At 71.4% G+C, this 24,776-nt stretch carries 29 protein-coding genes; 12 read left to right on the top strand and 17 right to left on the bottom strand.

Going from position 1 to position 24,776, the window contains the following annotated elements:
- Nucleotides 1-74: 74 nt before the first annotated feature.
- A complete protein-coding gene (locus AB0K82_RS04065; protein WP_364392466.1) occupies nt 75-920 on the top strand; it encodes a helix-turn-helix transcriptional regulator in 846 nt (281 codons plus the stop codon).
- Nucleotides 871-1,020: a DUF397 domain-containing protein gene (locus tag AB0K82_RS04060; protein ID WP_364392463.1), complete on the top strand. Its 150-nt coding sequence runs from the start codon at nt 871-873 to the stop codon at nt 1,018-1,020. Before AB0K82_RS04065 ends, AB0K82_RS04060 begins: the two co-directional genes overlap by 50 nt.
- Before the next feature lie 64 nt (nt 1,021-1,084).
- On the opposite strand, the gene AB0K82_RS04055 is transcribed toward AB0K82_RS04060, so the two are convergent.
- From AB0K82_RS04055 to AB0K82_RS04040, 4 genes are all read right to left on the bottom strand, one after another.
- Nucleotides 1,085-1,735 (bottom strand): methyltransferase domain-containing protein, encoded by a 651-nt coding sequence (locus tag AB0K82_RS04055; RefSeq protein ID WP_364392461.1) that lies wholly within the window; start codon nt 1,733-1,735, stop codon nt 1,085-1,087.
- Nucleotides 1,732-2,223, bottom strand: coding sequence for a hypothetical protein (locus AB0K82_RS04050; RefSeq protein ID WP_364392459.1), 492 nt, complete (start codon nt 2,221-2,223; stop codon nt 1,732-1,734). The genes AB0K82_RS04055 and AB0K82_RS04050 overlap by 4 nt, the downstream gene beginning before the upstream one ends.
- A 355-nt stretch (nt 2,224-2,578) precedes the next feature.
- Nucleotides 2,579-3,505 (bottom strand): CU044_5270 family protein, encoded by a 927-nt coding sequence (locus AB0K82_RS04045; protein ID WP_364392457.1) that lies wholly within the window; start codon nt 3,503-3,505, stop codon nt 2,579-2,581.
- Nucleotides 3,498-4,055: an RNA polymerase sigma factor gene (locus AB0K82_RS04040; RefSeq protein ID WP_364392455.1), complete on the bottom strand. Its 558-nt coding sequence runs from the start codon at nt 4,053-4,055 to the stop codon at nt 3,498-3,500. Before AB0K82_RS04040 ends, AB0K82_RS04045 begins: the two co-directional genes overlap by 8 nt.
- A 303-nt stretch (nt 4,056-4,358) precedes the next feature.
- Between AB0K82_RS04040 and AB0K82_RS04035 the strand changes: the two genes are divergently transcribed.
- Nucleotides 4,359-4,934: a nicotinamidase gene (locus AB0K82_RS04035; RefSeq protein WP_364392453.1), complete on the top strand. Its 576-nt coding sequence runs from the start codon at nt 4,359-4,361 to the stop codon at nt 4,932-4,934.
- A gap of 53 nt (nt 4,935-4,987) precedes the next feature.
- Nucleotides 4,988-5,503 (top strand): gluconokinase, encoded by a 516-nt coding sequence (locus tag AB0K82_RS04030; RefSeq protein WP_364392451.1) that lies wholly within the window; start codon nt 4,988-4,990, stop codon nt 5,501-5,503.
- Nucleotides 5,504-5,604: 101 nt separating this feature from the next.
- Here the strand turns inward: AB0K82_RS04030 and AB0K82_RS04025 are convergent, their stop codons facing one another.
- Nucleotides 5,605-7,374: a DEAD/DEAH box helicase gene (locus AB0K82_RS04025; protein ID WP_364392449.1), complete on the bottom strand. Its 1,770-nt coding sequence runs from the start codon at nt 7,372-7,374 to the stop codon at nt 5,605-5,607.
- Nucleotides 7,375-7,496: 122 nt separating this feature from the next.
- The gene (locus AB0K82_RS04020) at nt 7,497-8,324 is read right to left on the bottom strand and encodes a zinc metalloprotease (protein WP_364392447.1); all 828 of its coding nucleotides are present in this window, start codon (nt 8,322-8,324) and stop codon (nt 7,497-7,499) included.
- Between AB0K82_RS04020 and AB0K82_RS04015 the strand changes: the two genes are divergently transcribed.
- Nucleotides 8,308-8,787 carry a hypothetical protein gene (locus AB0K82_RS04015; protein WP_364392445.1) on the top strand — a complete coding sequence of 160 codons (480 nt, stop codon included), beginning with the start codon at nt 8,308-8,310 and terminating at the stop codon, nt 8,785-8,787. The genes AB0K82_RS04020 and AB0K82_RS04015 overlap by 17 nt on opposite strands.
- Nucleotides 8,788-8,790: 3 nt before the next feature.
- Here the strand turns inward: AB0K82_RS04015 and AB0K82_RS04010 are convergent, their stop codons facing one another.
- The 3 genes from AB0K82_RS04010 to AB0K82_RS04000 form a co-directional block, all read right to left on the bottom strand.
- Nucleotides 8,791-9,036 (bottom strand): DUF3039 domain-containing protein, encoded by a 246-nt coding sequence (locus AB0K82_RS04010; protein ID WP_364392443.1) that lies wholly within the window; start codon nt 9,034-9,036, stop codon nt 8,791-8,793.
- A 4-nt stretch (nt 9,037-9,040) separates the two neighbouring features.
- Complete coding sequence (locus AB0K82_RS04005) at nt 9,041-9,616, bottom strand: YqgE/AlgH family protein (RefSeq protein ID WP_364392440.1); 576 nt, start codon at nt 9,614-9,616, stop codon at nt 9,041-9,043.
- Nucleotides 9,617-9,722: 106 nt separating this feature from the next.
- A complete protein-coding gene (locus tag AB0K82_RS04000) occupies nt 9,723-9,947 on the bottom strand; it encodes a hypothetical protein (protein ID WP_364392438.1) in 225 nt (74 codons plus the stop codon).
- Between the two features lie 64 nt (nt 9,948-10,011).
- Here AB0K82_RS04000 and AB0K82_RS03995 point away from each other — a divergent pair, with 64 nt between their 5' ends.
- Complete coding sequence (locus AB0K82_RS03995; RefSeq protein WP_364392436.1) at nt 10,012-10,443, top strand: hypothetical protein; 432 nt, start codon at nt 10,012-10,014, stop codon at nt 10,441-10,443.
- 181 nt (nt 10,444-10,624) lie between these two features.
- Here AB0K82_RS03995 and AB0K82_RS03990 read toward each other — a convergent pair whose 3' ends face one another.
- The 5 genes from AB0K82_RS03990 to AB0K82_RS03970 all read right to left on the bottom strand — a co-directional run bounded on the left by AB0K82_RS03990 (nt 10,625) and on the right by AB0K82_RS03970 (nt 16,107).
- Nucleotides 10,625-12,016, bottom strand: coding sequence for an NAD-dependent malic enzyme (locus tag AB0K82_RS03990; RefSeq protein ID WP_364392434.1), 1,392 nt, complete (start codon nt 12,014-12,016; stop codon nt 10,625-10,627).
- Nucleotides 12,017-12,090: 74 nt separating this feature from the next.
- Complete coding sequence (locus tag AB0K82_RS03985; protein WP_364392432.1) at nt 12,091-12,726, bottom strand: cytidylate kinase-like family protein; 636 nt, start codon at nt 12,724-12,726, stop codon at nt 12,091-12,093.
- A 26-nt stretch (nt 12,727-12,752) separates the two neighbouring features.
- Nucleotides 12,753-13,676, bottom strand: a complete 924-nt coding sequence (locus AB0K82_RS03980) for a tetratricopeptide repeat protein (RefSeq protein WP_364392430.1) — start codon at nt 13,674-13,676, stop codon at nt 12,753-12,755.
- 122 nt (nt 13,677-13,798) lie between these two features.
- Nucleotides 13,799-15,502 carry a methylmalonyl-CoA mutase family protein gene (locus AB0K82_RS03975; RefSeq protein ID WP_364392428.1) on the bottom strand — a complete coding sequence of 568 codons (1,704 nt, stop codon included), beginning with the start codon at nt 15,500-15,502 and terminating at the stop codon, nt 13,799-13,801.
- A gap of 98 nt (nt 15,503-15,600) precedes the next feature.
- Nucleotides 15,601-16,107, bottom strand: coding sequence for a MarR family transcriptional regulator (locus AB0K82_RS03970; RefSeq protein ID WP_364392426.1), 507 nt, complete (start codon nt 16,105-16,107; stop codon nt 15,601-15,603).
- Between the two features lie 252 nt (nt 16,108-16,359).
- Here AB0K82_RS03970 and AB0K82_RS03965 point away from each other — a divergent pair, with 252 nt between their 5' ends.
- The 5 genes from AB0K82_RS03965 to AB0K82_RS03945 all read left to right on the top strand — a co-directional run bounded on the left by AB0K82_RS03965 (nt 16,360) and on the right by AB0K82_RS03945 (nt 21,737).
- Nucleotides 16,360-17,043 (top strand): ATP-binding cassette domain-containing protein, encoded by a 684-nt coding sequence (locus AB0K82_RS03965; RefSeq protein WP_364392424.1) that lies wholly within the window; start codon nt 16,360-16,362, stop codon nt 17,041-17,043.
- On the top strand, nt 17,036-18,286 hold the full coding sequence (locus tag AB0K82_RS03960) for a hypothetical protein (RefSeq protein WP_364392421.1): 1,251 nt from the start codon (nt 17,036-17,038) through the stop codon (nt 18,284-18,286). The genes AB0K82_RS03965 and AB0K82_RS03960 overlap by 8 nt, the downstream gene beginning before the upstream one ends.
- Before the next feature lie 55 nt (nt 18,287-18,341).
- Nucleotides 18,342-19,115, top strand: coding sequence for a DUF2127 domain-containing protein (locus AB0K82_RS03955; RefSeq protein WP_364392419.1), 774 nt, complete (start codon nt 18,342-18,344; stop codon nt 19,113-19,115).
- Between the two features lie 122 nt (nt 19,116-19,237).
- The gene (locus AB0K82_RS03950) at nt 19,238-19,924 is read left to right on the top strand and encodes a DUF4230 domain-containing protein (RefSeq protein ID WP_364392417.1); all 687 of its coding nucleotides are present in this window, start codon (nt 19,238-19,240) and stop codon (nt 19,922-19,924) included.
- Nucleotides 19,925-20,027: 103 nt separating this feature from the next.
- Nucleotides 20,028-21,737, top strand: coding sequence for a phosphatidylglycerol lysyltransferase domain-containing protein (locus AB0K82_RS03945; protein ID WP_364392415.1), 1,710 nt, complete (start codon nt 20,028-20,030; stop codon nt 21,735-21,737).
- Here AB0K82_RS03945 and AB0K82_RS03940 read toward each other — a convergent pair.
- From AB0K82_RS03940 to AB0K82_RS03930, 3 genes are read right to left on the bottom strand one after another with little or no spacing between them, the layout of a single operon-like run.
- A complete protein-coding gene (locus tag AB0K82_RS03940; RefSeq protein ID WP_364392413.1) occupies nt 21,704-21,886 on the bottom strand; it encodes a type II toxin-antitoxin system VapB family antitoxin in 183 nt (60 codons plus the stop codon). The two genes, AB0K82_RS03945 and AB0K82_RS03940, sit on opposite strands and share 34 nt — an antisense overlap.
- Nucleotides 21,887-21,927: 41 nt before the next feature.
- Nucleotides 21,928-22,884: a methylmalonyl Co-A mutase-associated GTPase MeaB gene (gene meaB, locus AB0K82_RS03935; protein WP_364392411.1), complete on the bottom strand. Its 957-nt coding sequence runs from the start codon at nt 22,882-22,884 to the stop codon at nt 21,928-21,930.
- Between the two features lie 9 nt (nt 22,885-22,893).
- On the bottom strand, nt 22,894-24,108 hold the full coding sequence (locus AB0K82_RS03930) for an acetyl-CoA C-acetyltransferase (RefSeq protein WP_364392409.1): 1,215 nt from the start codon (nt 24,106-24,108) through the stop codon (nt 22,894-22,896).
- An 85-nt stretch (nt 24,109-24,193) separates the two neighbouring features.
- On the opposite strand from AB0K82_RS03930, the gene mce reads away from it, so the two are divergent.
- Complete coding sequence (gene mce / locus AB0K82_RS03925) at nt 24,194-24,622, top strand: methylmalonyl-CoA epimerase (RefSeq protein ID WP_364392731.1); 429 nt, start codon at nt 24,194-24,196, stop codon at nt 24,620-24,622.
- Nucleotides 24,623-24,776: the final 154 nt, after the last annotated feature.

Below are 24,776 nucleotides of genomic sequence, written 5' to 3'. Positions count from 1 at the left end.
TCGTGACATCCACCTGAGATCGGGAGGGCCGCGGCTCTAGGGTCGGCAGGCGAGGACCAGCGGAGGGGGCGGAGATGCCGAAACGGCCCGCGACGGTGCGCGCTCGGGGCCTGGGCGCCGAGCTTCGGGAACTACGGGAGAAGAATCACCTCACGACCCGCGAAGTCGCCAGGAGGCTCGGCTGGTCGGCGAGCACGGTCAGCCGGACGGAGACCGGACAGCGGAACATCAGCAGCGAGGACGTCGCCGCCCTGCTCGCCATGTACGGCGTGGCCGGGCGGGACCGCGATCACCTTCTGGCGCTGGCCCGCGAGGCGAGCCAGCCCGGCTGGTGGGAGACCCGCCACCCCGGATTGCCCAGCCAGCTCACCGCGCTCATCGGCTTCGAGTCTCAGGCGACGCGCATCACGGATGTGGAGCTGATCCTTGTTCCCGGGCTGTTGCAAACGCCCGAGTACACCCGCGCCCTCATGGAAGGTGGAAGTATTCCAACGGCAGAGGCGGAGACACGGATCGCGACGCGACTGGGCCGCCAGGCTCTGTTGAGCCGTCCTCAGCCACCCGAGGTGGTCACGATCATCGATGAGGCCGCACTACGCCGCCCCGTCGGCGGCCGGAAGGTCATGGTCGACCAGCTCCACCACCTGGCGAGAGCTGCGAAGAACCCGAACGTCACCGTGCAGGTGGTTCCGTACTCCGCGGGCGCCCATCCCGGCGTCAACGGCTCATTCGTCGTTCTCGAGTTCGCCAAGGCACGAACGATCGTGCACTTGGAGCACAAGCGCTCATCTCTCTTCCTTGACGACCCGGAAGACATCACGCCGTTTACGGCAAGTGTGGCTACGCTACGAGACATCGCGCTCAATCCGGATGATTCGGTCCACTTCCTCACCACCGTGGCCGCCGAGTATGAGAGTTGAGAGAACCTTGGATGTCTCCCCTGCGGCTTGGCGCAAGTCCTCCTACAGCGGCACCGAGACGAACTGCGTCGAGGTCGCGGTCGTCCGGGGCTCAGGATGAGCTGATCACTGGCGGTCGCTGTTGTCTAGGCGCAGCGACCGCCAGTGATCTTTTGGCTTAGCGGTCACACGGGCGACACGGCTGTGCCCGGTCGGGGGCAGGGGCGGAAGCGGGACAGGTAGGCCAACGTCGGGCCGTGGCGGGTCTCCAGGTGGAGGCCGCAGGCGTCGGCGAGGCGGTGCAGCCGGCCGAACGGGATCCAGTGCCGGTCGAAGAACTCCCCCACCACCACCCGTCCCGTCGGCGCGATCACTCGCGCGGCCTCGCGCAGGACCCGGTCGGGTTCGGGGATCTCGCCCAGCGCGGTCACGAGGTAGACCGCGTCGAACGTCGCCTCACCGAACGGCAGGGTCCGGGCGTCCGCCTCGGTCGCGGTGAGGTTCGCGATGCCGCGCTCCTCGGCGCGGCGGGTGACGTGGTCGAGCATCTCCGGCTGGATGTCGACGACGTCGAGCCGCCCGGCCGGGCCGAGCTGCGGCGCCACGTGCAGGGACTGCAGCCCGGTCCCGGGGCCGATCTCGAGGATCCGTTCCCCCGGGCGGGGGCGGAGCACCTCGTCGAGGCGACCGCAGGTCAGGTACGGCAGGGGGATGTCGAGCAGGGTCCGCTGGGCGTACGGATAGGGCGCCCGGTCGCCGAGCCACCAGGCGGCCGCCGCGGCCCCGCCGGCGGCGGCCAGTCCCCAGCGGGTACGGCGAGCGGTCAGTACGGTCATCGTCTCTCCATGGGATGAAGTCGGTGAGGAATGCGGGCGCTCGGGGGACCGGGCGGTCCGTGATCCCGGCGCGGGAGCGCTCGGACGGCCAGGGCGGCACAGGTGATGGCCAGGGGCACCTCCGGGAAGACCGCCATCGCCACGGCGGTGGCCCGGTCACCGCCCGGTGTGGCCGTGACGACGTCGAACCAGGCGTCCACGACCGGCAGCGGCGCGGTCGCGGCGGCCGCCAGGCAGCCACGGGGATCACGCCGGCCGAGGAGCAGGCCGGCGACCATCAGGCCGAGCGCCTCCAGACCGTCGAATCCCGCCCATGCCGTCGACCAGTGCGCCGCGACGGTCGCTCCCGGCAGCTCGAACGCGAGAACGAACAGCCATGGGACCAACGCCAGGCCCGCACCGATCAGCACGAACGCCGGCCAGCGGGGTCCCGGCCGGCGCGCCGGGCGGCCGGGACCGGCGGACCGGAAGGGGATGAGAGTGCTCACGAGAATGCATCCATGTGGGGCCTCGTCGATTACGCCTGATCACCCACTTGGTGGGGGGCGTTGGATCCAGGCGGTCGTGATCGGCCGCCGGCACGAACGATCACGGGAGGAGCGCCACGTCGGCACGGGGCCGATCGCCGGCGGGCACGCCGGGCGACCGCCGGAAAAGCCTTCCGCCCCCACCCCGTCGAGCGCGGGGTCTCGCCCATCGCGGCCGGCGCGGCGGCGAGAAGACGCTGGAGGGGCGGTACGCGGAGCGGGCTGCGGCACCGGTGCTCCCCTTCTGGGGACGCCCACGTGACGTTCCGGAGAAGGGCGCGCGGATGGTCGTCCGTGCGCCCTTCGCCGGTGTCGATCACTTGGGCGGCGTGTTGGTCCATTCGGCCGCGTCAACCCTCGACGTACCGCTCGCCTTGTGATCACCGAAGTCTGAGTTGCGCAGTCGCGAGGTCGCCGGATCGACGACCAGTCTCGCCCAGCCATCCGTGTAGGAGATCTGCAGGCCCTGCCCGCCCTTCACCGGACCGAGCTTCTTGACCTCCGGGAGATCGGCGAGTGCCCGGAAGCCGGCGGCCCGGACCGCGGGCGGAGCGGGCGTCCTCTCGAGAAGACCGACCAACCCTCCGATGACGACCTCGTCCTCGGACACCTTCCCTTTTCCCTTGCCGACGAGCCGCATCAACCTGCTGTGCTGTTTGATGAAGGTCTTCAGCGCGGTCGGGTCGTCCGGCAGCCGCTGGATCTGCTCGAAGCTCAGCCTGGTGTCCCCTACGAAGAAACCGTTGTTCCAGATTCCCTTGTGGGGGCCCCCGTTCTCCTTGACCGGACTGGTCGGCGAACCCGTCCTGACCCAGGATCGACCGTCGCGCCGGGTCCACGTCTCGATCACCGTCGCTCCCGTGTCGGAGTCGCCCTTGGAGGTTTTGGTGTAGACGGTCTTGACGTGCCAGTAGGTTCCGCTCGTCGCGGGAGCCTTCTCCGCCGTCGTGGCCGCGGCGAGGAGGATCTGCCGGGCGGACAAGGTGGAGGGCGCGGCCGTGGTGGGCGGGCTGTTGGGGTTCGGGGTGCGCGGCGTGCCGGTCGAGGTCAGGACGATCGCGGTCGCCGCCGTGACGGCGGTGAGACCCAGACCGAGGCCGCCGGCCAGCCTGCCGACGCGGCGCCTGCGGGCGGGGCCGCCGCGCATCGTGTTCTGGAGCCGGTGTCGGCTCCGGTCGGCCGTCTCCTCGGTCGGCTCCGGGGCCGCCAGCGCGGTGGCGAGCATCGTCAGTTCGTCATCCATGGAATGCCTCCTTGAGCTTCTTGCGGGCGCGGCTGAGCCGGGAGCCGACCGTGCCGGCGGAGATGCCGAGCGCGCCGGCCACCTCGTCGTAGCTGAGCTGGCCGAGGGCGACGAGCAGGACGACGTCGCGCTCGCCCGGGGAGAGCCGCGCCAGGGCCCTGACCAGCTGCGGCTTCATGTGGGCGGCGGCCACCGAGGCGACGACGCGGTTCTCATGGCTGTCGGCGGCCGGCTCGGTCCCGGCGCGGGCCACGGCCTTGTAGTGCCGTGCCTCTTTGCGCCGGTGCCGGGCGACAAGGTTGGTGGCGATGCCGAACAACCACGGCCGCAGGGCGCCACGGCCGGGATCGAACCGTTCGCGGTCGCGGAACGCCACGCAGAACGTCTCAGCGGCGATGTCCTCGGCGGTCTGCGCGTCGAGCCGGCCCGCCGCGTACAGGTAGATGTCGCGGAAGTACCGGTCGTGGACGGCCGTGAAGAGTTCCGGGTCCCGGCGGAATCGGGCGGCGAGTTCGGCGTCGCTAGCCTGCTCGCCGACGTCGGTGGTCATGGGCCCTCCTTCGTCGGAGGGGCGACTCGTGGGGCTGCGCCGTCGATTCCCTCGCTTCGCTCGGTCATGGGCCCTCCTTCGTCGAACGGGCGACCCGTGGGGCCGCGCCGTCGATTCCCTCGCCTCGCTCGGTCATGGCCCTGCCTCCGTCATGCGGTGCCTCCTGGGTGAGGGGTCGTGGTCACCCATGCTTCGCCGCACGCCGCGATCGTCTTCCCTGGAATTCTTGGCGCTCGTCCGATGATGTTTCCGGGCCCGGCGGGGTAGCTTTTCCTGTGCTGGAGATCTGGCGGGGAGGCTGCCGTGAGCACGGCGTTCATCATTGTTGATGTGCAGAACGACTTCTGCGAGGGCGGATCACTGCCCGTGGGCGGTGGGGCGAACGTTGCGACGGCGATCTCCACCTACCTGCAGGACAACCGGCGGGCGTACGCGCACGTGGTGGCGACCCGCGACTTCCATCTGGATCCGGGCGACCACTTCTCGGACAACCCCGACTTCGTCGGCACCTGGCCGGCGCACTGCGTGATCGGCACGCCGGGCGCCGACTTCCACCCGAACCTCGACCTCGCGCCGATCGAGGCGGTGTTCAGCAAGGGAGAGCACAAGGCCGCCTACAGCGGTTTCGAGGGCGCCACCGACGACGGCACGTCGTTGGGCGACTGGCTGCGCAACCACCAGGTCGACTCGGTGGACATCGTGGGCATCGCCACCGACCATTGCGTCCGCGCGACCGCCCTGGACGCCGTACGGTCCGGGATCGCCACGAGGGTGCTGCTGGGCATGACGGCCGGGGTGGCCGAGGAGACCGTCGAGCGGGCGCTGGACGAGATGGGCGCGGCGGGCGTGGAGCTGTCCGGCCAGCCGCTCCTCCGCTAGCGGCGCACGGCCCCGCATCCGACGTCCGGGGATCACCCGATACGTTGCCGCATATGCGACACCCGATAGTCCTCATCATGGGCGTCTCCGGTAGCGGGAAGACGACGATCGGCGCGATGCTGGCCGGACGGCTCGGCTGGAAGTACGCCGAGGCCGACGACTTCCACCCGCCGGCGAACGTCGAGAAGATGCACGCCGGCGTGCCGCTGACGGACGAGGATCGCTGGCCGTGGCTGCGGGCCATCGGCGCGTGGATGCACGAACAGGACGATCCGGCGGTGGTCACCTGTTCGGCGCTGAAGCGTAAGTACCGGGACGTCCTGCGGGAGAGCCGACCGGATCTGCACCTGGTGTACCTGGACGGTTCCAAGGAGCTGATCGGCGGGCGGCTCGCCGCCCGGCACGGGCACTTCTTCCCCCGGCAGCTCCTGGACAGCCAGTTCGCCGACCTGGAGACACCGGCGCCGGACGAGAACGCGCTGATCGTCTCGATCGACCAGGCGATCGAGACGATCGTCGAGGAGATCCACCGGCGGCTTGACCTCCCGGCCGGGCCCGGCGGCCGGTAGCGCCGCGCTCGCCTCGCGGTCGGCTCGTACCCTCGCCGGCCGCGTATCGCCGGCCGGCCCCTGTCGGAGATCCACGCCCGGCCTCGCGCGCTCGGCGTGGGTCAGTCTCGGACGCGGGGCATCGGGCGGGCGGCCCACTCGCGGATCTTGGCGATGCGCTTGCGGACGTCGTCGCTGCTGGCCTGCGCGCTGGGCGGCCCGCCGCACACCCGGCGGAGCTCGGCGTGGATCACGCCGTGCGGCTGGCCCGTGCGGTGGTGCCACGCGCCGACGAGGTTGTTGAGCTCCTTGCGCAGCGCGTGCAGGTCCTCGGCGGCGGTGTGATCCTCCTCGGTCGGCGCCTCGCCCTTCTTGCTCCTGCGCTGGGCGGCCAGTTGCTCGGCCTGCCGCTGCTTCAGCAACTGCGCGACCTGGTCCGGCTCCAGCAGGCCGGGAATGCCGAGGAAGTCCTCCTCCTCGGGTGAGCCCGGCGCGGCGGTCATGCCGAACTCGCCGCCGTCGAACACGACCCGGTCGAACGTCGCCGACGCCTCGACCGTCTCGAACGCCAGCTCCTCCCCCACGTCGGGGTTGTCGCGCTGCCGGTTCGCCTCGGCGATCAGGTCGTCGTCGAGGCCGTCCTCACGGACCGGCCGATCCAGGACGTGGTCGCGCTCGGTCTCCATCTCGGCCGCGTGCCCCATCAGCGTGGGCACCGACGGCAGGAACACCGACGCCGTCTCACCGCGCTTGCGGGCCCGGACGAAGCGGCCGATCGCCTGCGCGAAGAACAGCGGGGTCGAGGTCGAGGTGGCATAGACGCCGACGCAGAGGCGCGGGATGTCGACGCCTTCGGAGACCATGCGGACCGCGACCATCCAGCGGTCCTCCGACGCGCTGAACTGCTTGATCTTCTTGCTCGCCGTCGGATCGTCGGACAGCACGACGGTCGCCTTGGTGTTCGTGATCTCCCGGATCATCTTGGCGTACGCCCGCGCGGACTCATGGTCCGAGGCGATCACCAGGCCGCCCCCGTCGGGGACGCCCCGGCGCACCTCGGTGAGCCGCCGGTCGGCGGCGGCGATCACCTGCTTGATCCAGTCGCCCTTCGGGTCGAGCGCGGCACGCCACGCCTGGGAGGTCTGGTCCTGGGTGAGCGGGTCGCTCAGGCTGGCGGTGATCTCGTCGCCGGCGCGGGTGCGCCAGCGCATGTCCCCGGCGTACGCCAGGAAGATGACCGGCCGGACGACCCCGTCGGCGAGCGCCGGGCCGTAGCCGTAGGTGTAGTCGGCGCGGCTGCGCCGGATGCCGTCGGGACCCTCCTCGTACAGCACGAAGGGGATCGGGTTGATGTCGGTGCGGAACGGCGTGCCGCTCAGCGACAGCCGCCGGGCGGCCGGCTCGAACGCCTCCCGGATCGCGTCGCCCCAGGACCGGCCGTCGCCCGCGTGGTGGACCTCGTCGAGGATGACCAGCGTCTTCAGCGTCTCGGTGCGGTTGCGGTGCAGGGCGGGGTGCGCGGCGACCTGGGCGTACGTCACCGCCACGCCCTGGAAGTCCTTGGCCGTACGACCCTGGGAGTTCTTGAACTCCGGGTCGATCTTGATGCCGACGCGGGCGGCGGAGTCGGCCCACTGCCGCTTCAGGTGCTCGGTCGGGCAGACCACGGTGATGCGGGCGACGATCTTGCGGTGCAGCAACTCGGCCGCGAGCCGGAGCGCGAAGGTGGTCTTACCGGCGCCGGGCGTGGCGACGGCGAGGAAGTCGCGCGGGCCGGTGCGGAAGTATTCCTCCAGGGCCCCCTGCTGCCAGGCACGCAGCGCGGTCGCGGTGCCCCAGGGTGCCCGGTTGGGCAGCGCGGGTGGGGTGTCTGATGCGGCGAACGTGCTCACGGTGAAAGAAGGCTACCTTGACCTGCCGACAGGACGGGCCCGCCCTCCCGAGGTCTTCGGGACGTTTGGCGCTCCTGTTACCGGCGTTCCGGCCTGCGTATCGCCGCTGTCCGCCTCGCTCGTCACCGGTATCGCGCCTGACCACCGGACGGCGTGGCGCCGAGACGGTAGGCGGCCCACATGGCCCGGATCCGCAGGCCCTGGTCCGGGGTGAACTCCCGCATGCAACTGTCGAAGCCGTAGTCCATGAAGTTGTGCACCGGGTCGGTGCCGGGCGCCGGGCAGGTGTCCTTAGAGGCCGGGCAGCCGACCGTGGGCACCGACTCGTCCGGCGTGTCGTCGATGCCGTCGCCCGGCGGCCAGCAGCCGTTCTCGAAGGTGTGGAACAGCCCCAGCCAGTGCCCGATCTCGTGCACCGCGGTGAGGCCGCGGTTGAAGTGCGGGAACGTGCCGCCGGGGAGACTGCGGTAGTCGACCACGACGCCGCCGACGCCCGGTCGTTCCCGCGCCCACTTGGGGAACGTCGAGAATCCGAGCATCTCGAAGCCGACCGCGGCGGTGTACAGGTTCAGCGTGCCGTACCCGCCCCGGGCGAGCGCCGACTCGATCTCGGTCCGGTGGTCATGGGGCTTGCCGAACCACCGGGCGTTGGTCGTGACGTCGACGCCGTCGAGCCGGAAGGACACCCCGGTGTCGGCGCCCTGCGGCGTCCGCGTGGCCGACCGCACCGTGCCCCCGGGACCTGCGAGCCGCCCGCCGTACGCCGCGTTGAGGACCGCGACCTGCTGGTCCACGGCGGCGCGGGAGAGCCGGCCGTGGCGGCCGTCGGTGAGCACGTGGAACCGCAGCGGGACCACGATCCGGTCGGGGATCCGGTGCGCGGCGGCGAGGGCGCGCTCGTCGGCGTTGCCGTACCGGGCGCGCAGCGTGCCGGTGAAGTCGCCCAGCATCGCCTGCATCTCGCCGGGAGCGAGGGAGTCGCCGTCCGCCGGACGCGCCGTCCGGGCCGCCGCCGAGTCCGCCGACCGAGCCACCGACGCCGGACGTACCGACCGGGCCACCGCCGCCGAGTCCGCCGACACCGAGCGCGCCGACCGGGCCGCCGCCGGACGTGCCGACCAGGCCGCCGACGCCGGACGTACCAATCGGGCCGCCGACGCCGAGTCCACCGACCGTGCCGGCAGCGCAGAACGCGCCGACCGGGCCACCGATGTCGGGCGCGCGCAGGCCGCCGTCGTCCCGTGCGCCGACTGGACACGTGCGCCGCCGGGTACGGCGGCGCACGACGCGAGCACGACCCCGAAGAGCGCGCTCAGACCTCTCCGCCTCATCACGATCCCCCCCGAGACGGAGAGGCTAGACTTCGGCGGTCGCGGTCAACGCCCGACGCGCGGGTCCTTCACGCCGATTTGACGGTCACTCTTCGCCGCCGCCGGCGTCCATCGACTCGTAGATCTCCTTGCACTCCGGGCATACCGGGTACTTCTTCGGGTCACGGTTGGGCACCCAGACCTTGCCGCACAGCGCGATCACGGGAGTGCCGCTGACGGCGCTCTCCATGATCTTGTCCTTCTGCACGTAGTGCGCGAACCGCTCGTGATCACCGTCGCCGTGGGAGAGATCAGGCCTGGTGTCGCTCTCCGGAAGGATCTTCGTACTCACGTGCTCAGTTTAGTGACGGATCCTCGGGAAACGTCGCGACGAAGGCGAGTTCACCGCCCTGGCGGCGCAGAACGGCGGGCCACAACCCGTCCGGCTCCTCCGCGAACACGTCCCCGGACTCCGCCGAGAGCACGTACCACGCGCCCTCGTCGATCTCCGACTGAAGCTGACCGGTCCCCCAGCCGGCGTAGCCGGCGAAGACCCGCAACCGGGCGACCTCCGGGGCGAGGATCTCCGGCGGCACGTCCAGGTCCACGAGGCCGACTCTGGCCACGGCCGGGCTGCCGTTCAGCGCCCGCCAGCCGAGCGGCTCGTCGGTGCCCGGGACGTGCGCGAGGGCGAGCGCGCTGTCGAGCGCGACCGGTCCGCCCTGGAACACCACCGACGGGCCGGTCACCAGCTCCGACCAGGGCGGAAGGACCTGGTCGACCGGCACTTGGGTCGGCCGGTTCAGCACGACGCCGAGCGTGCCGCCCTCCGGCTCGTGCTCCACGATCAGGACCACACTGCGCCGGAAGTTCGGGTCGGCCAACTGCGGCGTCGCTACGAGCAGCCGACCGGTGGAAATGCCGTCGTCCATGCCTTCATCATGCTTTGCTCGGGGGCGGAGGGAACACAGGACGGTCGGGTCGGTCGGTTACGCGCGCGAGGAGCGTGGGTAATCGGCAGAATACCGGCGTAGATCATCACCCCCCGGAGGATGCGATGCCGCTGTCGAGGGTCGCGATCGCGGCCGTCTTCTTCATCGTGGGGGCGCTGATCGTGTTCCCGATGCTCACGGACTCCTCGCCGCCCTCCCGGGCGGCCAGTAGTACCCCCGGCGTCAGCGTCTCCGCGACGACGAGCCCGAGCCCGACCAAGAGCTCCCGGCCCACGCACAAGGCGTCTCCGCCCCCCAAGGGATCGCCCACGCACAAGGCGTCGCCCACGCACTCTCCGACGCATTCGCCGACGCACGGTGCGATCGGAGAGCCGTTGCCCTCCGCCGGCTCGTCCGCGCCGCTCAAGGTCCAGATCGGCAAGGTCCGCTGCCCCGGGCGTACGGTCCAGGTATCGGTCGTCAACAGCAGCGCGCAGGCCGAGGACTACGCCATCCTGACCGACGGGGCGATCTCGGTGGCGGACCGCATCCCGGCGGGCGCGACCCGCAGGTCCACCGTCAACGTCGGGGAGGACCGCACCACGACCGTCGCCGTGACCTGGCGCAACCTGCCGGTGCAGAGCGTCGACCGGCACGCGAACTGCGTGCGGAAGACGTCGGACCAGACGCTGCCGCACACCGGTCCCGACAGCGGGATGATCGTCGCGCGGGTCGCCACCGGCGTCGCCGCCATGCTGACCGGCGTCATCATCTTCTGGTACGGCCGCCAGTGGCCGCGCCGCCGAGGCAAGATGTTCGACCGCTGAGCGGCGCCCCGCGCCCTCGGCCAGCCACGGCCTCGGCACCCCACCGCCTCGGCGAGCCACCGACGCACCGGCGGAGTGGCGTCCGGGCCTCCTGCCGGCCCGCCCAGCGCGGGCGGGCGCCTTCGAAGGCCGCCGCCGGGTGGACGGGCGTCTCGCCGCGCCCGCCCACCTGGCGGTCAGGTCACTTGGCGCCGCCGGCGGCCTTCTGCACGGCGGCGGCGACGGCGTGGGACACGTCCGCGTGGAAGACGCTCGGCACGATGTAGTTCGGGCCCAGCTCCTCGTCGGTGACCACGTCGGCCAGGGCGCGCGCGGCCGCCAGGAGCATGTCCTGCGTGACCGTGCGGCTCTGCGCGTCGAGCAGGCCCCGGAAGACGCCGGGGAAGGCGAGCACGTTGTTTATCTGGTTGGGGTAGTCGCTGCGGCCGGTGGCGACCACGGCGGCGTGCTCGCGGGCGGCGGCCGGGTCGACCTCCGGGTCGGGGTTGGCCAGCGCGAACACCACGGCGTCCTTGTTCATCGTCGCGATGTCGTCGCCGGTCAGGATCCCCGGGGCCGAGACGCCGATGAACACGTCGGCGCCGCGGACGGCGCCGCGCAGGTCGCCGGCGTAGCCCTCGGGGTTGGTGTTCTCGGCGATCCAGCGGAGCGAGTCGTCCAGGTCGTCGCGGCCGGTGTGGACCGCGCCGTGGTAGTCGCACACGACCATGTGCTTGGCGCCGGCGTGCATCAGCAGCTTGAGCACGGCGTTGCCGGCCGCGCCCGCGCCGGCCAGGGCGATGCGCACGTCGGCGAGGTCCTTGCCGACGACCCGCAGGGCGTTGGTCAGGGCCGACACCACGACGATGGCCGTGCCGTGCTGGTCGTCGTGGAAGACCGGGATGTCGAGCAGGTCACGGAGCCGCCGCTCGACCTCGAAGCACCGCGGCGCGGAGATGTCCTCCAGGTTGATCCCGCCGAACGCCGGCGCGAGGATCTGCACCGTACGGACGATCTCGTCGGTGTCCTGCGTGTCGAGGCAGATCGGCCAGGCGTCGATCCCGGCGAAGCGCTTGAACAGCGCCGCCTTGCCCTCCATCACCGGCAGGGCCGCCTCCGGCCCGATGTTGCCCAGGCCGAGGACCGCGGACCCGTCGGTGACCACCGCGACGCTGTTCCGCTTGACGGTCAGCCGCCGGACGTCCTCCGGGTTGCGGGCGATGGCGAGCGAGACCCGGGCGACGCCCGGGGTGTACGCCATGGACAGTTCGTCACGGTTGCGCAGCGGCACCTTCGACTGCATCTCGATCTTTCCGCCGAGGTGCATGAGGAAGGTACGGTCGCTGACCTTGTGGATGGAGACGCCGTCGAGGCCCTCGAGCGCGTCGACGATCTCCTGGGCGTGCTCGGTGTCGCGGGTGGCGCAGGTGACGTCGATGCGGAGCCGGTCGTGACCCGCGGGGGTCAGGTCGAGCGCGGTGACGATGCCGCCCGCGCCCTCGACCGCTCCGGTGAGCTGGCTTACGGCCTTGCCGCCCGCCGGGACCTCGAGGCGAACGGTGATCGAATAGGACACGCTCGGCACGGTGGCCACGTCAACTGCTCCTTTGTGAGGCGAGAGTCCGCACGCCAATGGTGTCATCCCTGCGTACGGGGCGACGACGAAGGTCAGCTCACCGCGTGCGCCGCCGTCACGATCATGTCGACACAGGCAGCCGCGGCCAGCCGCGTACTGTCGATGACCAGATGATAAAGGGCCGGATCGGCCGGGTCCGCCCGGTAGAAGTGTTTGACGTACGCGGTTCGTGCCCGGTCGTTCTCGGTGAGGAGGCGCTCGGCCTCCTGCGCGGACAGCTCCATCGCCTCCTGGACGCGGGCGATCCGCCGTCGCCGGGGGCCGTTGAGGCGGACGTGCAGCGCGGCGGGATGGTCGGCGAGGACGACCTGCGCGGCGCGGCCGAGGATCACCGCTCCCTCGCCCCGGCCGGCGACCTCCTTGATCACCTGCTCGGTGTGGTGGACGAACTCCTCCTCGGGCACGACGCCGCGCTGCGGAAGGTGGACGTCCATGCCGCCGAGCGTGACGTTCGGCAGGCGCGCGGCGTCGGCCAGGAGGCGGCCGAGCCCGTGCTCGGTGCGGTCGTCGTGGGCGAGCGCCTCCTCGAGCGAGCAGCCGATGTCGGCGGCCACGGTGTACGGGATGGCGCGGTCGATGAACGGCACGCCGAGGTGCTCGGCGACGGCGGGGCCGATGGCGCTGCCACCCGCGCCGAACGTCGCGGAGATCGTGATGACTCCGGTCATCACCCGCCCCTCCCGCCGAGGAAGGTCTAAAAGAGCGCCGAGGCGAGCTTCCGCCGGGCACGGGTCACGCGCGGGTCGTCCGGCGGCAGGACGTCGAACAGCGCGATCAGGTGCTTGCGGGCCGTCTCCCGCTCGTCTCCCGCGGTCCGGCGCACCGTGCCGATGAGACGGTCGAACGCCTCGTCGATCCGGCCCTCCACCAGCTCGAGGTCGGCGGCCTTGACCTGGGCGGCCGCGTCGTCGGGTCGGTCGGCGGCGTCCTTGCGCACCGCCGCCGGGTCGTACGCCTGGGCGCGGCGCTGCAGGTCGACCAGTGCGAGGCCGCTCTTGGCGACGGGGTCGTTCGGCGAGGTCTCCAGGATCCGCCCGAACGCCGTGGCGGCGCCGTCGAGGTCGCCCCGCTGCAGGGCGGCCTCCGCCTCGATCTCCAGCGGGTCGGCGGCCGGCTGCTGGACGGCGTCCGCGCCGTCGTCCTCGGGCAGCATGCCCTGCTGGCGGAGCGCCGCGAAGAGCTGGTCCAGCACCTGGCGTACCTGCGGCTCGGGGGCGGCGCCGTTGAGAACGGGGAGCATCTGCCCCGCGACCACGGCCGCGACGAACGGGATGCCCTGCACGCCCATCCGGGCGAGCTGCTGGCCGAGCGCGGGGTTCGCGTCGATGTCGACCTTGGCGAGCACCCAGCGGCCGTCCGCCTCATTGGCGAGCTTCTCCAGGATGGGGCCGAGCTGCTTGCACGGCTGGCACCAGTCGGCCCAGAAGTCCACGAGCACCGGCACGGTGCGCGACCGCTCGACGACCTCGGTGTTGAACGTCGCGTCGGTCACGTCGATGACGTGTTGCGAGGAGTCGTCCGAGGCTCCCGAGGCCGGGCGCTGCTGCTGTCTCTGGGCCGCGGCACGCCGCGCGCCGAGGTCGATCGCGCCGTGCAACGAGAAGTCCGATGACGTCATGTGTCCATCCTGCCGCATGCACCGCCGAACGAATACGCACGGCCGCCCATGTAATCGATCAAGCACGCTCCACCATCACCCGGGCGCGTTCCGCGGCGGTCGCCCGGGGTGATCCGGCGGGGTCAGAAGCGGGCGGGCTCGGAGTAGTCGCCCCACTCCTCGCGCAGCGCGCCGCAGATCTCGCCGAGGGTGGCCTCGACCCGTACCGCGTCCAGCATGGCGGGGATCAGGTTGTCCTCGGTCCGGGCCACCTCGGTCATCCGGCGCAGCGCGGCGTCGACGGCCGCCTGGTCCCGCGCCGTACGCCGCTCGGCCAGGAGACGGTTCTGCTCGCGCTCGACCTCGTGCCCGACCCGCAGGATCTCCAGCGGCTCCTCGATCGACTGGGTGTGGCAGTTCACCCCGACGATCTTCTTCTCGCCCTTCTCCAACTGCTGCTGGTAGGTGAACGCGGCGTCGGCGATCTCGGCCATGAACCAGCCGTCCTCGATGCCGCGCAGGATGCCGCCGGTGATGGAGCCGTCCGGGCTCATGTCCTTGATCCGGGCGAAGATCCGCTCGGCCTCCTCCTCGAGGCGGTCGGTCAGCGCCTCGACGTACCAGGAGCCGCCGAGCGGGTCGACGACGTTGACGACGCCGGTCTCCTCCATGATCACCTGCTGGGTGCGCAGGGCGATCTCGGCGGCCTTCTCGCTCGGCAGCGCCAGGACCTCGTCGAGGGCGTTGGTGTGCAGGGAGTTCGTGCCGCCGAGCACGGCGGCGAGCGCCTCGACGGCGGTGCGCACGACGTTGTTGTCGGGCTGCTGGGCGGTCAGCGAGACGCCGGCGGTCTGGGTGTGGAACCGCAGCCACTGCGCCTTCTCCGACGTGGCGCCGTACACGTCGCGCATCCAGCGCGCCCAGATGCGGCGCGCGGCGCGGAACTTGGCGATCTCCTCGAAGAAGTCGACGTGGGAGTCGAAGAAGAACGACAGGCCGGGCGCGAACCGGTTGACGTCGAGCCCGCGGGACAGGCCGAGCTCGACGTAGCCGAAGCCGTCCGCGAGCGTGAACGCCAGCTCCTGCGCGGCCGTGGAGCCCGCCTCCCGGATGTGGTAGCCGGAGACGCTGAGCGGCTTGTACGCCGGGATGTCGCGGGCGCAGAACTCCATCAGGTCGCCGATGAGGCGCAGGTGCGGCTCCGGCGCGAAGAGCCACTCCTTCTGCGCGATGTACTCCTTGAAGATGTCGGTCTGCAGGGTGCCGTCGAGGCCGTGGACGTCGACGCCCTGGCGTTCGGCCGCGACGAGGTACATGCAGAAGATCGGCACCGCCGGGCCGGAGATGGTCATCGACGTCGTGATGTCGCCCAGCGGGATGCCGTCGAACAGCACGTCCATGTCGGCGGCGGAGTCGATGGCGACGCCGCAGTGCCCGACCTCGCCGAGCGAGCGGGGGTCGTCGGAGTCACGGCCCATGAGCGTCGGCATGTCGAAGGCGACCGACAGGCCGCCGCCGCCCGCGCCGAGGATCATCTTGTACCGCTCGTTGGTCTGCCGGGCGTTGCCGAAGCCCGCGAACTGGCGGATGGTCCAGGTGCGGCCGCGGTAGCCCGTGGCGTACAGGCCGCGCGTGTAGGGGAACTCCCCCGGCCAGCCGATGCGCTCGAACCGGGGGTCCGCGGCCGGCGGCCCGTACACCGGATCGACCTCGAGGCCGGAGAGCGTGGTGAAGTCGGCGTCGCGTCGGCGGGAGCCCCGGGAGGTCGGTCGGGGTCGGTTGGTCGGGGAAGAGTCGTACCTCGCCTGCCAGCGGCGACGGCCCTCTTCGATGTCCCGCATGTCCATGAGCGCTCCTCAGGCCGGTGACGTGGCTCCCCTAGATACTAGGATGTCCTAGTATCTCGCCGCCAACCATCCTGCTCGAGAGTGACTCGGCGCGGCCTCTACTCCTCGAAGTCGCCGGCGGCGACGCGGAGGCCGCGCAGCGTCTCGAACATCAGCTCCAGGTCCTCGGCGCCGTACGCGCCCATCCCGAAGTCCGCGGCGAGGAGGTCGGCGGTGGCGCGCTCGACGGTCTCCCGGCCGCTGTCGGTGATCTCCGCGAGCACGCCGCGGCCGTCGCGGGGGTTCGGACGGCGCCGGACGTACCCCTGGCGTTCCAGCCGGTCGATGATGTTGGTGACGCTCGTCGGGTGCACCATCAGCCGCTCGCCCATCCTCGACAGCGGCAGCGCGCCCTTCCGGCTGAAGGTCAGCAGCACGAGCGCCTCGTACCGGGCGAACGTCAGGCCGTACGGCTTCAGCAGGGCGTCGAGCTCGGCGAGCAGGATGGCCTGCGCCCGCATGATCGAGGTCACCGCCAGCATGGCGGGCGACCGCCCCCAGCGGCGCTCCCAGAGATCTCCGGCGCGGGCGATCGGGTCGAAAGGCAGGTTGAGCGGCTTGGCCACTCACATACGTTATCGCCTGCCCGGCCCGACATCGGCCGAATCAAGCTTGATATAGCCGCGATCGACCTGTGAATCCCGCGAATCAGCCGCAATCCCGGCGGCCGCCTAAGGAACGCTGACACTCATCATCAAGGCAAGTTATAGTTCCATTGTCGACGCGTGCGGACGACGGCAAAGAGGGGCGTCGCGCAGCGGTTCAACGCAGTGATCGCCCCGGCCCTCGCGCACGCGTCGCCAATTCGGGGGGTAATTATGATCGCAAATTCTTCCGCGATCGTGGCACGGGGCCTGGGCATCCGCCGCAGCCGGCGGTGGATCCTGCGTCCCACCACGTTCGACGTGACACACGGTGTCGTGGGCCTGGCCGGTCCGGCGGGTCCGGGCAGATCGGCGGTGCTGCAGGCGCTGACGACCCTGCGCCGCCCGTCCGTGGGCGACCTCGAGGTGCTGGGCCACGACGTGACCCGGCGGTCCGGGCGGCGCGCGGCGCGCGCCCGGATCGGCCTGTTGCCCGCGCGATTCGCCTGGACGTCCGGCTTGTCGACCCGCGACTTCGTCGCCTACGCGTCCTACTACAAATGCACACCGCGCCGGGCGGTCGACGCGATTCTGGAGCGATTCGGGCTGAGCGACGCCGCGGCGCTCGAAATGGACATGCTCCCGCAAGATCTGCGATTGCGCGCCGGGCTGGCCGCGACCTGTGTGCACGAGCCGGAGCTCGTCTTTCTGGACGAGCCGCTCGCCGGCATCGGTGATTCCGAGCGGGAGGATCTGATCCCGCTGCTGCGGGGCCTGGCTCCGACGGTCGTGGCCACGGCCGCCGATCCGGCGGAGCTGACGGGGTGGTGCGACCGGGGTTTCAGCATGGTCCGGGGCCGCCTCGTCGAGGTGCCCTGCGTCCCCCGTCCCCGGCTTCGGGTGCCTGCCGGTGTCTGACCTCGGGCGGGTGCTGCGGATCGACGCTCGCCGTACGGCCCTGTTCCTGGCCGTGCCGGCGCTCGCGTTCCTCGGCGCCGTCGCGGCGTGGCGGGCACTGCTGCCGGGCGTCGCGTACTGGGACGACGCCGTCGCGGCGCTGTTCTCCTCGGTGTGCCTGCTCGGTCCGGCCTCGGCGGGGTTCGCCGCCTGGGTCGCCCTGCGCGAGCACCGTCTCGACTACCTCCGGGGGCTGACCGCCCGCTCCCCCGCCCTGGGTCCGCTGCTCGACCTGCTCCTGCTGGGGATCGTCACGCTCTGCGCGTACACCGTCGTGGCCCTGGTCGTCGCCGCCAAGACGATGATCCATGTGGAGGCGGGCCACCCGAAGCCGATCGGGCCGCTCGCCGGGGCCCTCACGCTGCTGGTCTACACCGTCATCGGCTATCTCGGCGGCCGCATGGTCCCGCGGCTCCCGGCCGTCCCGGCCGTCGCGGTCCTCACCTACCTGTGGGGCGCCGCCCGCCCCGGGGCCTGGGCGGACCTGCTGCCGCCGCCGGGCATCGGGCACATCGGGCTGTTCGCCGCGCTGCGCACCGAACTGCTCGCGGGCCAGGCGCTGTGGGCGTTGGGGTTGGGCACCGTGCTGGTCACCGGCTACCTGTGGGCGCTGACCCGGCACCTCTGGCTCGCGCTCCCGGCGGTCGCGGCGGCGGGCGTCGTCGCGGGCACCACCGTGTGGCTGCACGGCCAGCAGCGCACCCCGCCGGTCGTGCCGCGCGCGTTCTCGTACGCCTGCCGCCAGTGGCCGCTCACCGTCTGCGTGCACCCGGCGCTGCGCGCGGCGCTGCCGTCGCTGGAGGCCGGGCTGACCCCCCTCGCCACCCGCCTGAGCGGCACCTCCGGGCGGTTCGTCCGGGTCGAGCACCGGCCGGACAACGACTTCCCCCGGCCCGGCCGCGGCGTCGTCTACATCCACCTCAGCGACCTGTCCCCCGGGTACGCCCACCGCGCCGAGCAGGAGATCGACATCAGCCTGCTGGACGCGCGCACCTGCGGCGACCCCGGGCACGCGGCCGGCGCGCACTACAGCGCCCTCGTGTCGGCGTGGCTGCTCGACGAGGCACCGCCGCGGCTCACCGACGCCGTCGCCGCGCGGAACTTCGCCCGCTGGGACGAGCAGCGGCGCCGGAGATGGCTGCGCGCGCACTACGCCCGCTACCACTCCTGCGCCCTCCGCGGCAGGGATTTCCGCGAACGCTGATCGCACAATCCACGAACGACGTGCTCTGTCTGCCGGTATTCACTATCGTCGGGCCGTGGACTGGAGCCTGCTGAAGTGTGCCCGCTCGGGGCACGTCACCTACGCCCCCGACGAACCGGCCCTCCGGGACCGGCTGCACGTGCCCACCCCCGCCGGGGAGGCCTGGCGCTGCCTGCGCTGCGGCACCTACGTCCACGGCGAGCCGCACGGACGCGGCCCCGCGGACCGCGCCCCGCTCGTCGCGCGCGGCCGGGAGCTGCGGGACGAGCTGATCATGCGTTTCTTCGCCGTCGAGCGCGTGATCCGCGGCCTGCTGATCGTCGCCGCCGCGTACGGCGTGTGGCGGTTCTCGGCCAACCGCGGGTCGATCCAGCGGGTCTTCGAGAAGGACATCCCGCTGCTGCGGCCGCTCGCCCGGCAGATCGGCTGGGACCTGGACCACTCGCGCATCATCGAGGAGATCCGGCACGTCTTCACGCTCAAGTCGGAGACGCTGACCTGGTTCGCGGTCGGGCTGCTGGCGTACGCCGTGATCGAACTCGTCGAGGCGGTCGGTCTGTGGCTCGGCAAGCGCTGGGGCGAGTACTTCGCGGTGGTCGCGACGTCGTTCGGCCTGCCGGTCGAGATCTACGAGCTCACGGACCGCGTCACCGCGGTCCGCATCGGCGCGCTCGTGATCAACGTCGGCCTGGTCGTGTACCTCGTCGTCTCCAAGAGGCTGTTCGGCGTCCGCGGCGGCAAGGAGGCGTTCGAGGCGCACCGGCGCGGCGAGTCGCTGATCGAGGTCGAGCAGGCGGCCGTGGCCCCGCACGCAGAGGCCGCCGGATAACGAATTCGCGCGAACGACCAGGTCAACCACTAGTGCCGCCGGGGCCGTACGTCCTGGGGGATGAGTGAGCCTCTTCTGGGGTAATCCCGGTTCTAGCCGAGACCCCTAGAGGTGAGACGAGAATGGTGCGACCGGAAGCCCCCGAGGACGAACCGGCATCGCCGCGGCCGCGCCGGCCGGGCGTTCGCTGGATCGCGTTCATCGTCGTGCTCCTCGCGCTGGTGTACGCCGTCCTGCAGGCCGTGCACGCCCTTCCGCACTGGCTCGACCCGTTCAGTGAGAAGACCAAGGACCGCAGCGGCCCCGCCGTCCTGCGGTCGATCCAGAACCTCTCCCGGTACGAGGCCGCGACCGGCGACTTCCAGGTCATCGTGGACCTGGAGAAGGACGCGCGGTTCCTGCCCGGCGCGATCCGCGGCCAGCGGACGCTGTTCGTGGGCACCGGGAGCGTCGACGCGTACGTCGACTTCTCCGGTCTGGGCAACGGAGCCGTCACGACTGACAAGGACCGCACCTCGGTGACGATCCGGCTGCCGCACGCCAAGCTCGAGAAGACCAATCTGGACTCGAAGCGCAGTTATGTGTTCGCCCAACAGCGCGGACTGTTCGACCGAATTGGCCAGTTCTTCAGCTCGAACCCGAATCAGCAGCAGCAGCTCTACGTGCTCGCCGCCCAAAAGATCCAGGATGCCGCGGGCTCCAGTGGCCTGGCCGAACGCGCCGATACGAACACCAAGCAGATGATCATGAACCTACTGCGCAGCCTGGGCTTCAAAACCGTTACGGTGACTTACGCCACATCACCGTGATCTTACCGAGACGGCCCGCGGGGAATAGCACTAACAAAGGGCCGGTTACGGATAAACCGGGGTGATCGTTGTGTCCGTGGCAGGCGCGTCCGCTCTTCACCACATGTCCGCTCTCCATCGCCGGCCGACCTGGCCGCTCGCGCTGCCCATCGCGGCGGCCGCGGTGGCCGTCGCGCTTCCCGCCCTGAGCGGCTCGACGCCCGAACGGCCGGCCAACCTCGTCATCGGCGACCTGTTCCCGAACGGCCAGGAACTCCTGCTCGCGCTGATCCTCCTGGCGACCGCGCGCGGCGTGCTCCTGCGCCGCCGGGTCGCGTACTACGTCATCCTGCTGCTCACCGGCCTGTCGGCCCTCGACGCCCTGAGCACCTGGCAGCTCGGCCGGCTCGTCCTCCTCACCGCCGCCATCGGCGCGTTCGTCCGGTACCGGGGAGAGTTCACCGCCTCCCCCAGCCGGGTGCGCACCGCCGTCCGCGCCGGCCTCATCACGTACGGCCTCGCGATCGCGTACGGCCTGGCGGTGCTGGTCCTGCAGTGGCACCAGATGACGCCCGGCCCGAGCCCGGCCGACGCCGGCCGCGAGATCCTCGCCGGCCTGACCGCCTCAGGCCCCGGCCCCATCCACTTCAGCGGCTCGGCCGACCACTGGTTCGAGGCCAGCCTGGGCGTCATCGGCGGGGGCGGCCTGCTCGCCATGCTGGTCACGATGCTCACACCCGCGCCGCCGCCCCCGGCGGGCACCGACCGGGAGCGCGCCGAGGCGGCACGCCTGGTCGACGACCAGGGCTCCGACACCCTCGCCCCGTTCGTCCTGCGCAGCGACAAGTCGTACGTCTTCAGCCCCGACCGGCGGGCCGTCATCGGGTACCGCGTGCTGTTCGGCGTCGCCGTGGCGGGCGGCGACCCGGCCGGCGACCCGCGCTCCTACCCGGCCGCGGTCGCCGAGTTCGCCGCGCTCGCGGAGCGCTCCGGGTGGCGGATGGCCGTGCTCGGGGCCCGCGCCGACCTGCTCGACCTGTGGCGCCCGTACGGCCTGCGCTCCATCGAGATCGGCGACGAGGTCCTGCTGTCGCCGAACGAGTTCGGCCTGAGCGGCCGGAGCATGCGCAACGTCCGGCAGGCGGTGCAGCGCACCCGCAACGCGGGCGTCACCACGCGGGTCGCGCGCGAGGGCGACCTGACCGCCGAAGAGCTGGGCCGGCTGCAGATGGTGGCCGCCGAGGCGATGGGCGGCACCGAGGAGCGCGGGTTCTCCATGAACATGGACGACCTGCTGACCGGCCGACACGCCTCCTCGGTCGTCGTGATCGCCCGCGACGCCGAGGGCGCGCCGATCGGCTTCCAGCGGTACCTGCCCAGCGCCTGCGGGCGGCGGCTCTCCCTCGACGCGATGCGCCGCGTCCCCGGCGCCCCGAACGGCCTCAACGAGCGGATGATCGTCGACGTCATGGAGTACGCCCGCGACCGCGGACTCGACGAGGTCTCGCTCAACTTCGCGGCGTTCCGGGAGCTGTTCGACACCGCCGAGCGCGGGCCGCTGGAGCAGGGCGGCTACCGCCTGATCCACCTGCTCGACCCGTTCATCAAGGTCGAGTCGCTGTACCTGTTCAACCGGAAGTTCCGGCCGCGCTACGTACGGAGGGCCGTGGCCTTCCCGTCGTGGGCGAGCCTCGTGCCCGTCGGCGTGGCCCTGCTCACCCTCGAGTTCGGCCACCGCCGCCCACCCCGGGCCCAGCCCGATCCCGCCGCCGCTGCCGCCGAGCAAGCCTCCGAGGACGGCTACGCCCCCTCGCCCTGGCGTTCCGCCGGGTGAGGCGAAACGCTGATCTCGCGAGCGCTGCGCAAGGCCGCGACCGTCGCTCTGAGAGCGGTGTTCACCGTGTCACGTTTCGTCCTGGTGCCCAGAATCTCTGCCGCCGCGGCGAGCGCGTCGTCATCCACTGCCACGAGGATCTTCGTCATTCGGCGCCTCCACGCATGTCGAGGTGACCGAATGTACGCGTTCAGTCGCTGGTGAGGGCGGCGATGAGTTCGTCGGCGGCGGAGTAGGGGTCGCAGTCGCCGGACAGGACCTTGGCGGCGAGCACGTCGAGGCGCTGGTGGCCGTGCAGGTCGCCCATCCGCTCGCGGAGCGCGGTCACGGCGATGGCCTCCACCTCGTCGCGGACCCGGGCCAGCCGGCGCCGGCGGAGCTCGCCGGACTCCTCCATCCAGGCGTGATGCTCGTCGAGCCGCCGGATGACGTCGTCGATGCCCTCGCCCTTGACCGCGACGGTCGGCACGATCGGCGGCTTCCAGCCGACGTCGCCGGCGAGCGCGATCATGTTGCGCAGGTCGCGTACGGTCTGCTGGGCGCCGTCCCGGTCGGCCTTGTTGACGACGAAGACGTCGGCGATCTCCAGGATCCCCGCCTTGGCGGCCTGGATCGAGTCGCCCATGCCCGGCGAGACCAGCACGATCGTCGAGTCCGCCAGCGAGGCGATCTCCACCTCCGCCTGGCCGACCCCGACGGTCTCGACCAGCACGACGTCACAGCCGGCCGCGTCGAGCACGCGGATGGCCTGGGGCGCCGCCCAGGACAGGCCGCCCAGGTGGCCGCGGCTGGCCATCGAGCGGATGAAGACGCCGGAGTCGCTCGCGTGGTCCTGCATGCGCACCCGGTCGCCGAGCAGCGCCCCGCCGGTGAACGGCGAGGACGGGTCGACCGCCAGCACGCCGACGCGTAGCCCGCGCGCCCGGAACGCCGTCACCAGCGCGCCGGTGGACGTGGACTTCCCGACGCCCGGGGCGCCGGTCAGGCCGATGACCCGCGCCCGGCCGGCGAGCGGGTTGAGCGCGGCCATGATGGGCCGCAGCTGCGGCGAGGCGTTCTCGACGAGGGAGATCAGCCGCGCCAGTGCGCGCGGCTGTCCCTTCCTCGCCCGCTCGACCAGATCCTCGACGTCGACGTTCCGCGCCACCCCGGGCCCTCAGACCTTCAGGATCAGGGCGTCGCCCTGGCCGCCGCCCCCGCACAGCCCCGCGGCGCCGACGCCGCCGCCCCGGCGGCGCAGCTCATGCGCCAGGTGCAGGACGATCCGCGCGCCGGACATGCCGATCGGGTGGCCGAGCGCGATGGCCCCGCCGTTGACGTTCACCTTGCTCGCGTCCACGCCGAGGTCGCGCATCGACTGGATGCCCACCGACGCGAACGCCTCGTTGATCTCGATCAGGTCGAGGTCGCCGACGGTCAGCCCCTGCTTGCCCAGGGCGTGCTTGATGGCGTTGGCCGGCTGGGACTGCAGCGAGTTGTCCGGGCCGGCGACGTTGCCGTGCGCGCCGATCTCGGCCAGCCAGGTCAGCCCGAGCTCCTCGGCCTTGGCCTTGGACATGACGACGACCGCGCACGCGCCATCGGAGATCTGCGAGGACGTGCCGGCGGTGATCGTGCCGTCCTTGCTGAACGCGGGCCGCAGGCGGGCCAGCGACTCGGCCGTCGTGTCGGCGCGGACGCCCTCGTCGGCGGAGAACACGACGGGGTCACCCTGCTTTCCACCCCCTTGGCTACGCCCCGCCGCCCCCGGGCGCTGCGGGATCTCCACCGGGACGATCTCGTCGTCGAACAGCTGGTTCTTGATGGCGTCGGCGGCCCGCTGGTGCGAGCGGGCGGCGAACTCGTCCTGCTCCTCGCGGGAGATGCCGAGCCTGGCGTTGTAACGCTCGGTCGACTCGCCCATCGAGACGCCGTCGAAGGCGTCGGTGAGACCGTCGTGGGCGGTGGCGTCGAGCACCTCGATCGAGCCGTACTTGTAGCCCTGGCGCGACTTCGGCAGCAGGTGCGGCGCGTTGGTCATCGACTCCATGCCGCCCGCCACCACGACGTCGAACTCGCCGGCGCGGATGAGCTGGTCGGCGAGGGCGATGGCGTCCAGGCCGGAGAGGCAGACCTTGTTGATCGTCAGCGACGGGACGTTCATCGGGATGCCGGCCTTGACGGCGGCCTGGCGGGACGGGATCTGTCCCGCGCCCGCCTGCAGCACGTGGCCCATGATGACGTAGTCGACCTGGTCGCCGGTGAGACCGGCGCGCTCCAGGGCGGCGCGGATGGCGATCGCGCCGAGGTCCACCGCTGCGAAGTCCTTGAGAGAGCCGAGCAGGCGCCCGATGGGCGTCCGCGCTCCGGCGACGATGACGGAACCGGCCATGAAACGAGACCTCCGACGAATGGTGGGGGCGACGTTTGCCAACATACCCACAAGAGAGCCGGGACTTTCCAGGGAGGCCACCGCCATGCTCACCCGAATCGATCACGTCGGGATCGCATGCCATGATCTTGAAGAGAAGATCGCTTTCTACGAGGGCACGTTCGGTCTGATCGTCGCGTCCCGGGAGGTCAATGAGCAGCAGGGGGTGAAGGAGGCGATGCTCCACGTGGCGGACGGGCCCGCCGGAGCCTCGTACGTCCAGTTGCTGGAACCGTTGCACCCCGATACGCCGGTCGGGAAGTTCCTGGCGAAACGGGGAGAAGGCGTGCACCACATCGGATACGGCGTCGAGGACGTGGTGGCCGCACTGGAGAGCATCGGCGGCAAGGGCGTGCGCCTGCTGGACGAACGTCCGCGGCACGGATCGATGGGCGCTTCGATCGCGTTCCTGCACCCCAAGGATGTCGGCGGCGTCCTGACCGAACTCGTCCAGGCGAGGCCACGCCAACACTGACTCATTGTCACCCGGGCAGAACCCGGTGCCTTACCAGGTCGCTACATGGGCTCTGACAATCGCGACAAACTGCCCAGGTCGTAAAGTTGAGCCCCCAACACGGCAGTGTCGGGAGTACTCTGCTGTCGCCGGAAAGTGGTCCCGCACGTGCCGT

This window comes from Actinoallomurus sp. NPDC052274 (assembly GCF_040679475.1).
GTDB classification, from domain to species: Bacteria; Actinomycetota; Actinomycetes; order Streptosporangiales; family Streptosporangiaceae; genus Actinoallomurus; species Actinoallomurus liliacearum.
This window is presented reverse-complemented; position numbering and strand designations above follow the sequence as displayed.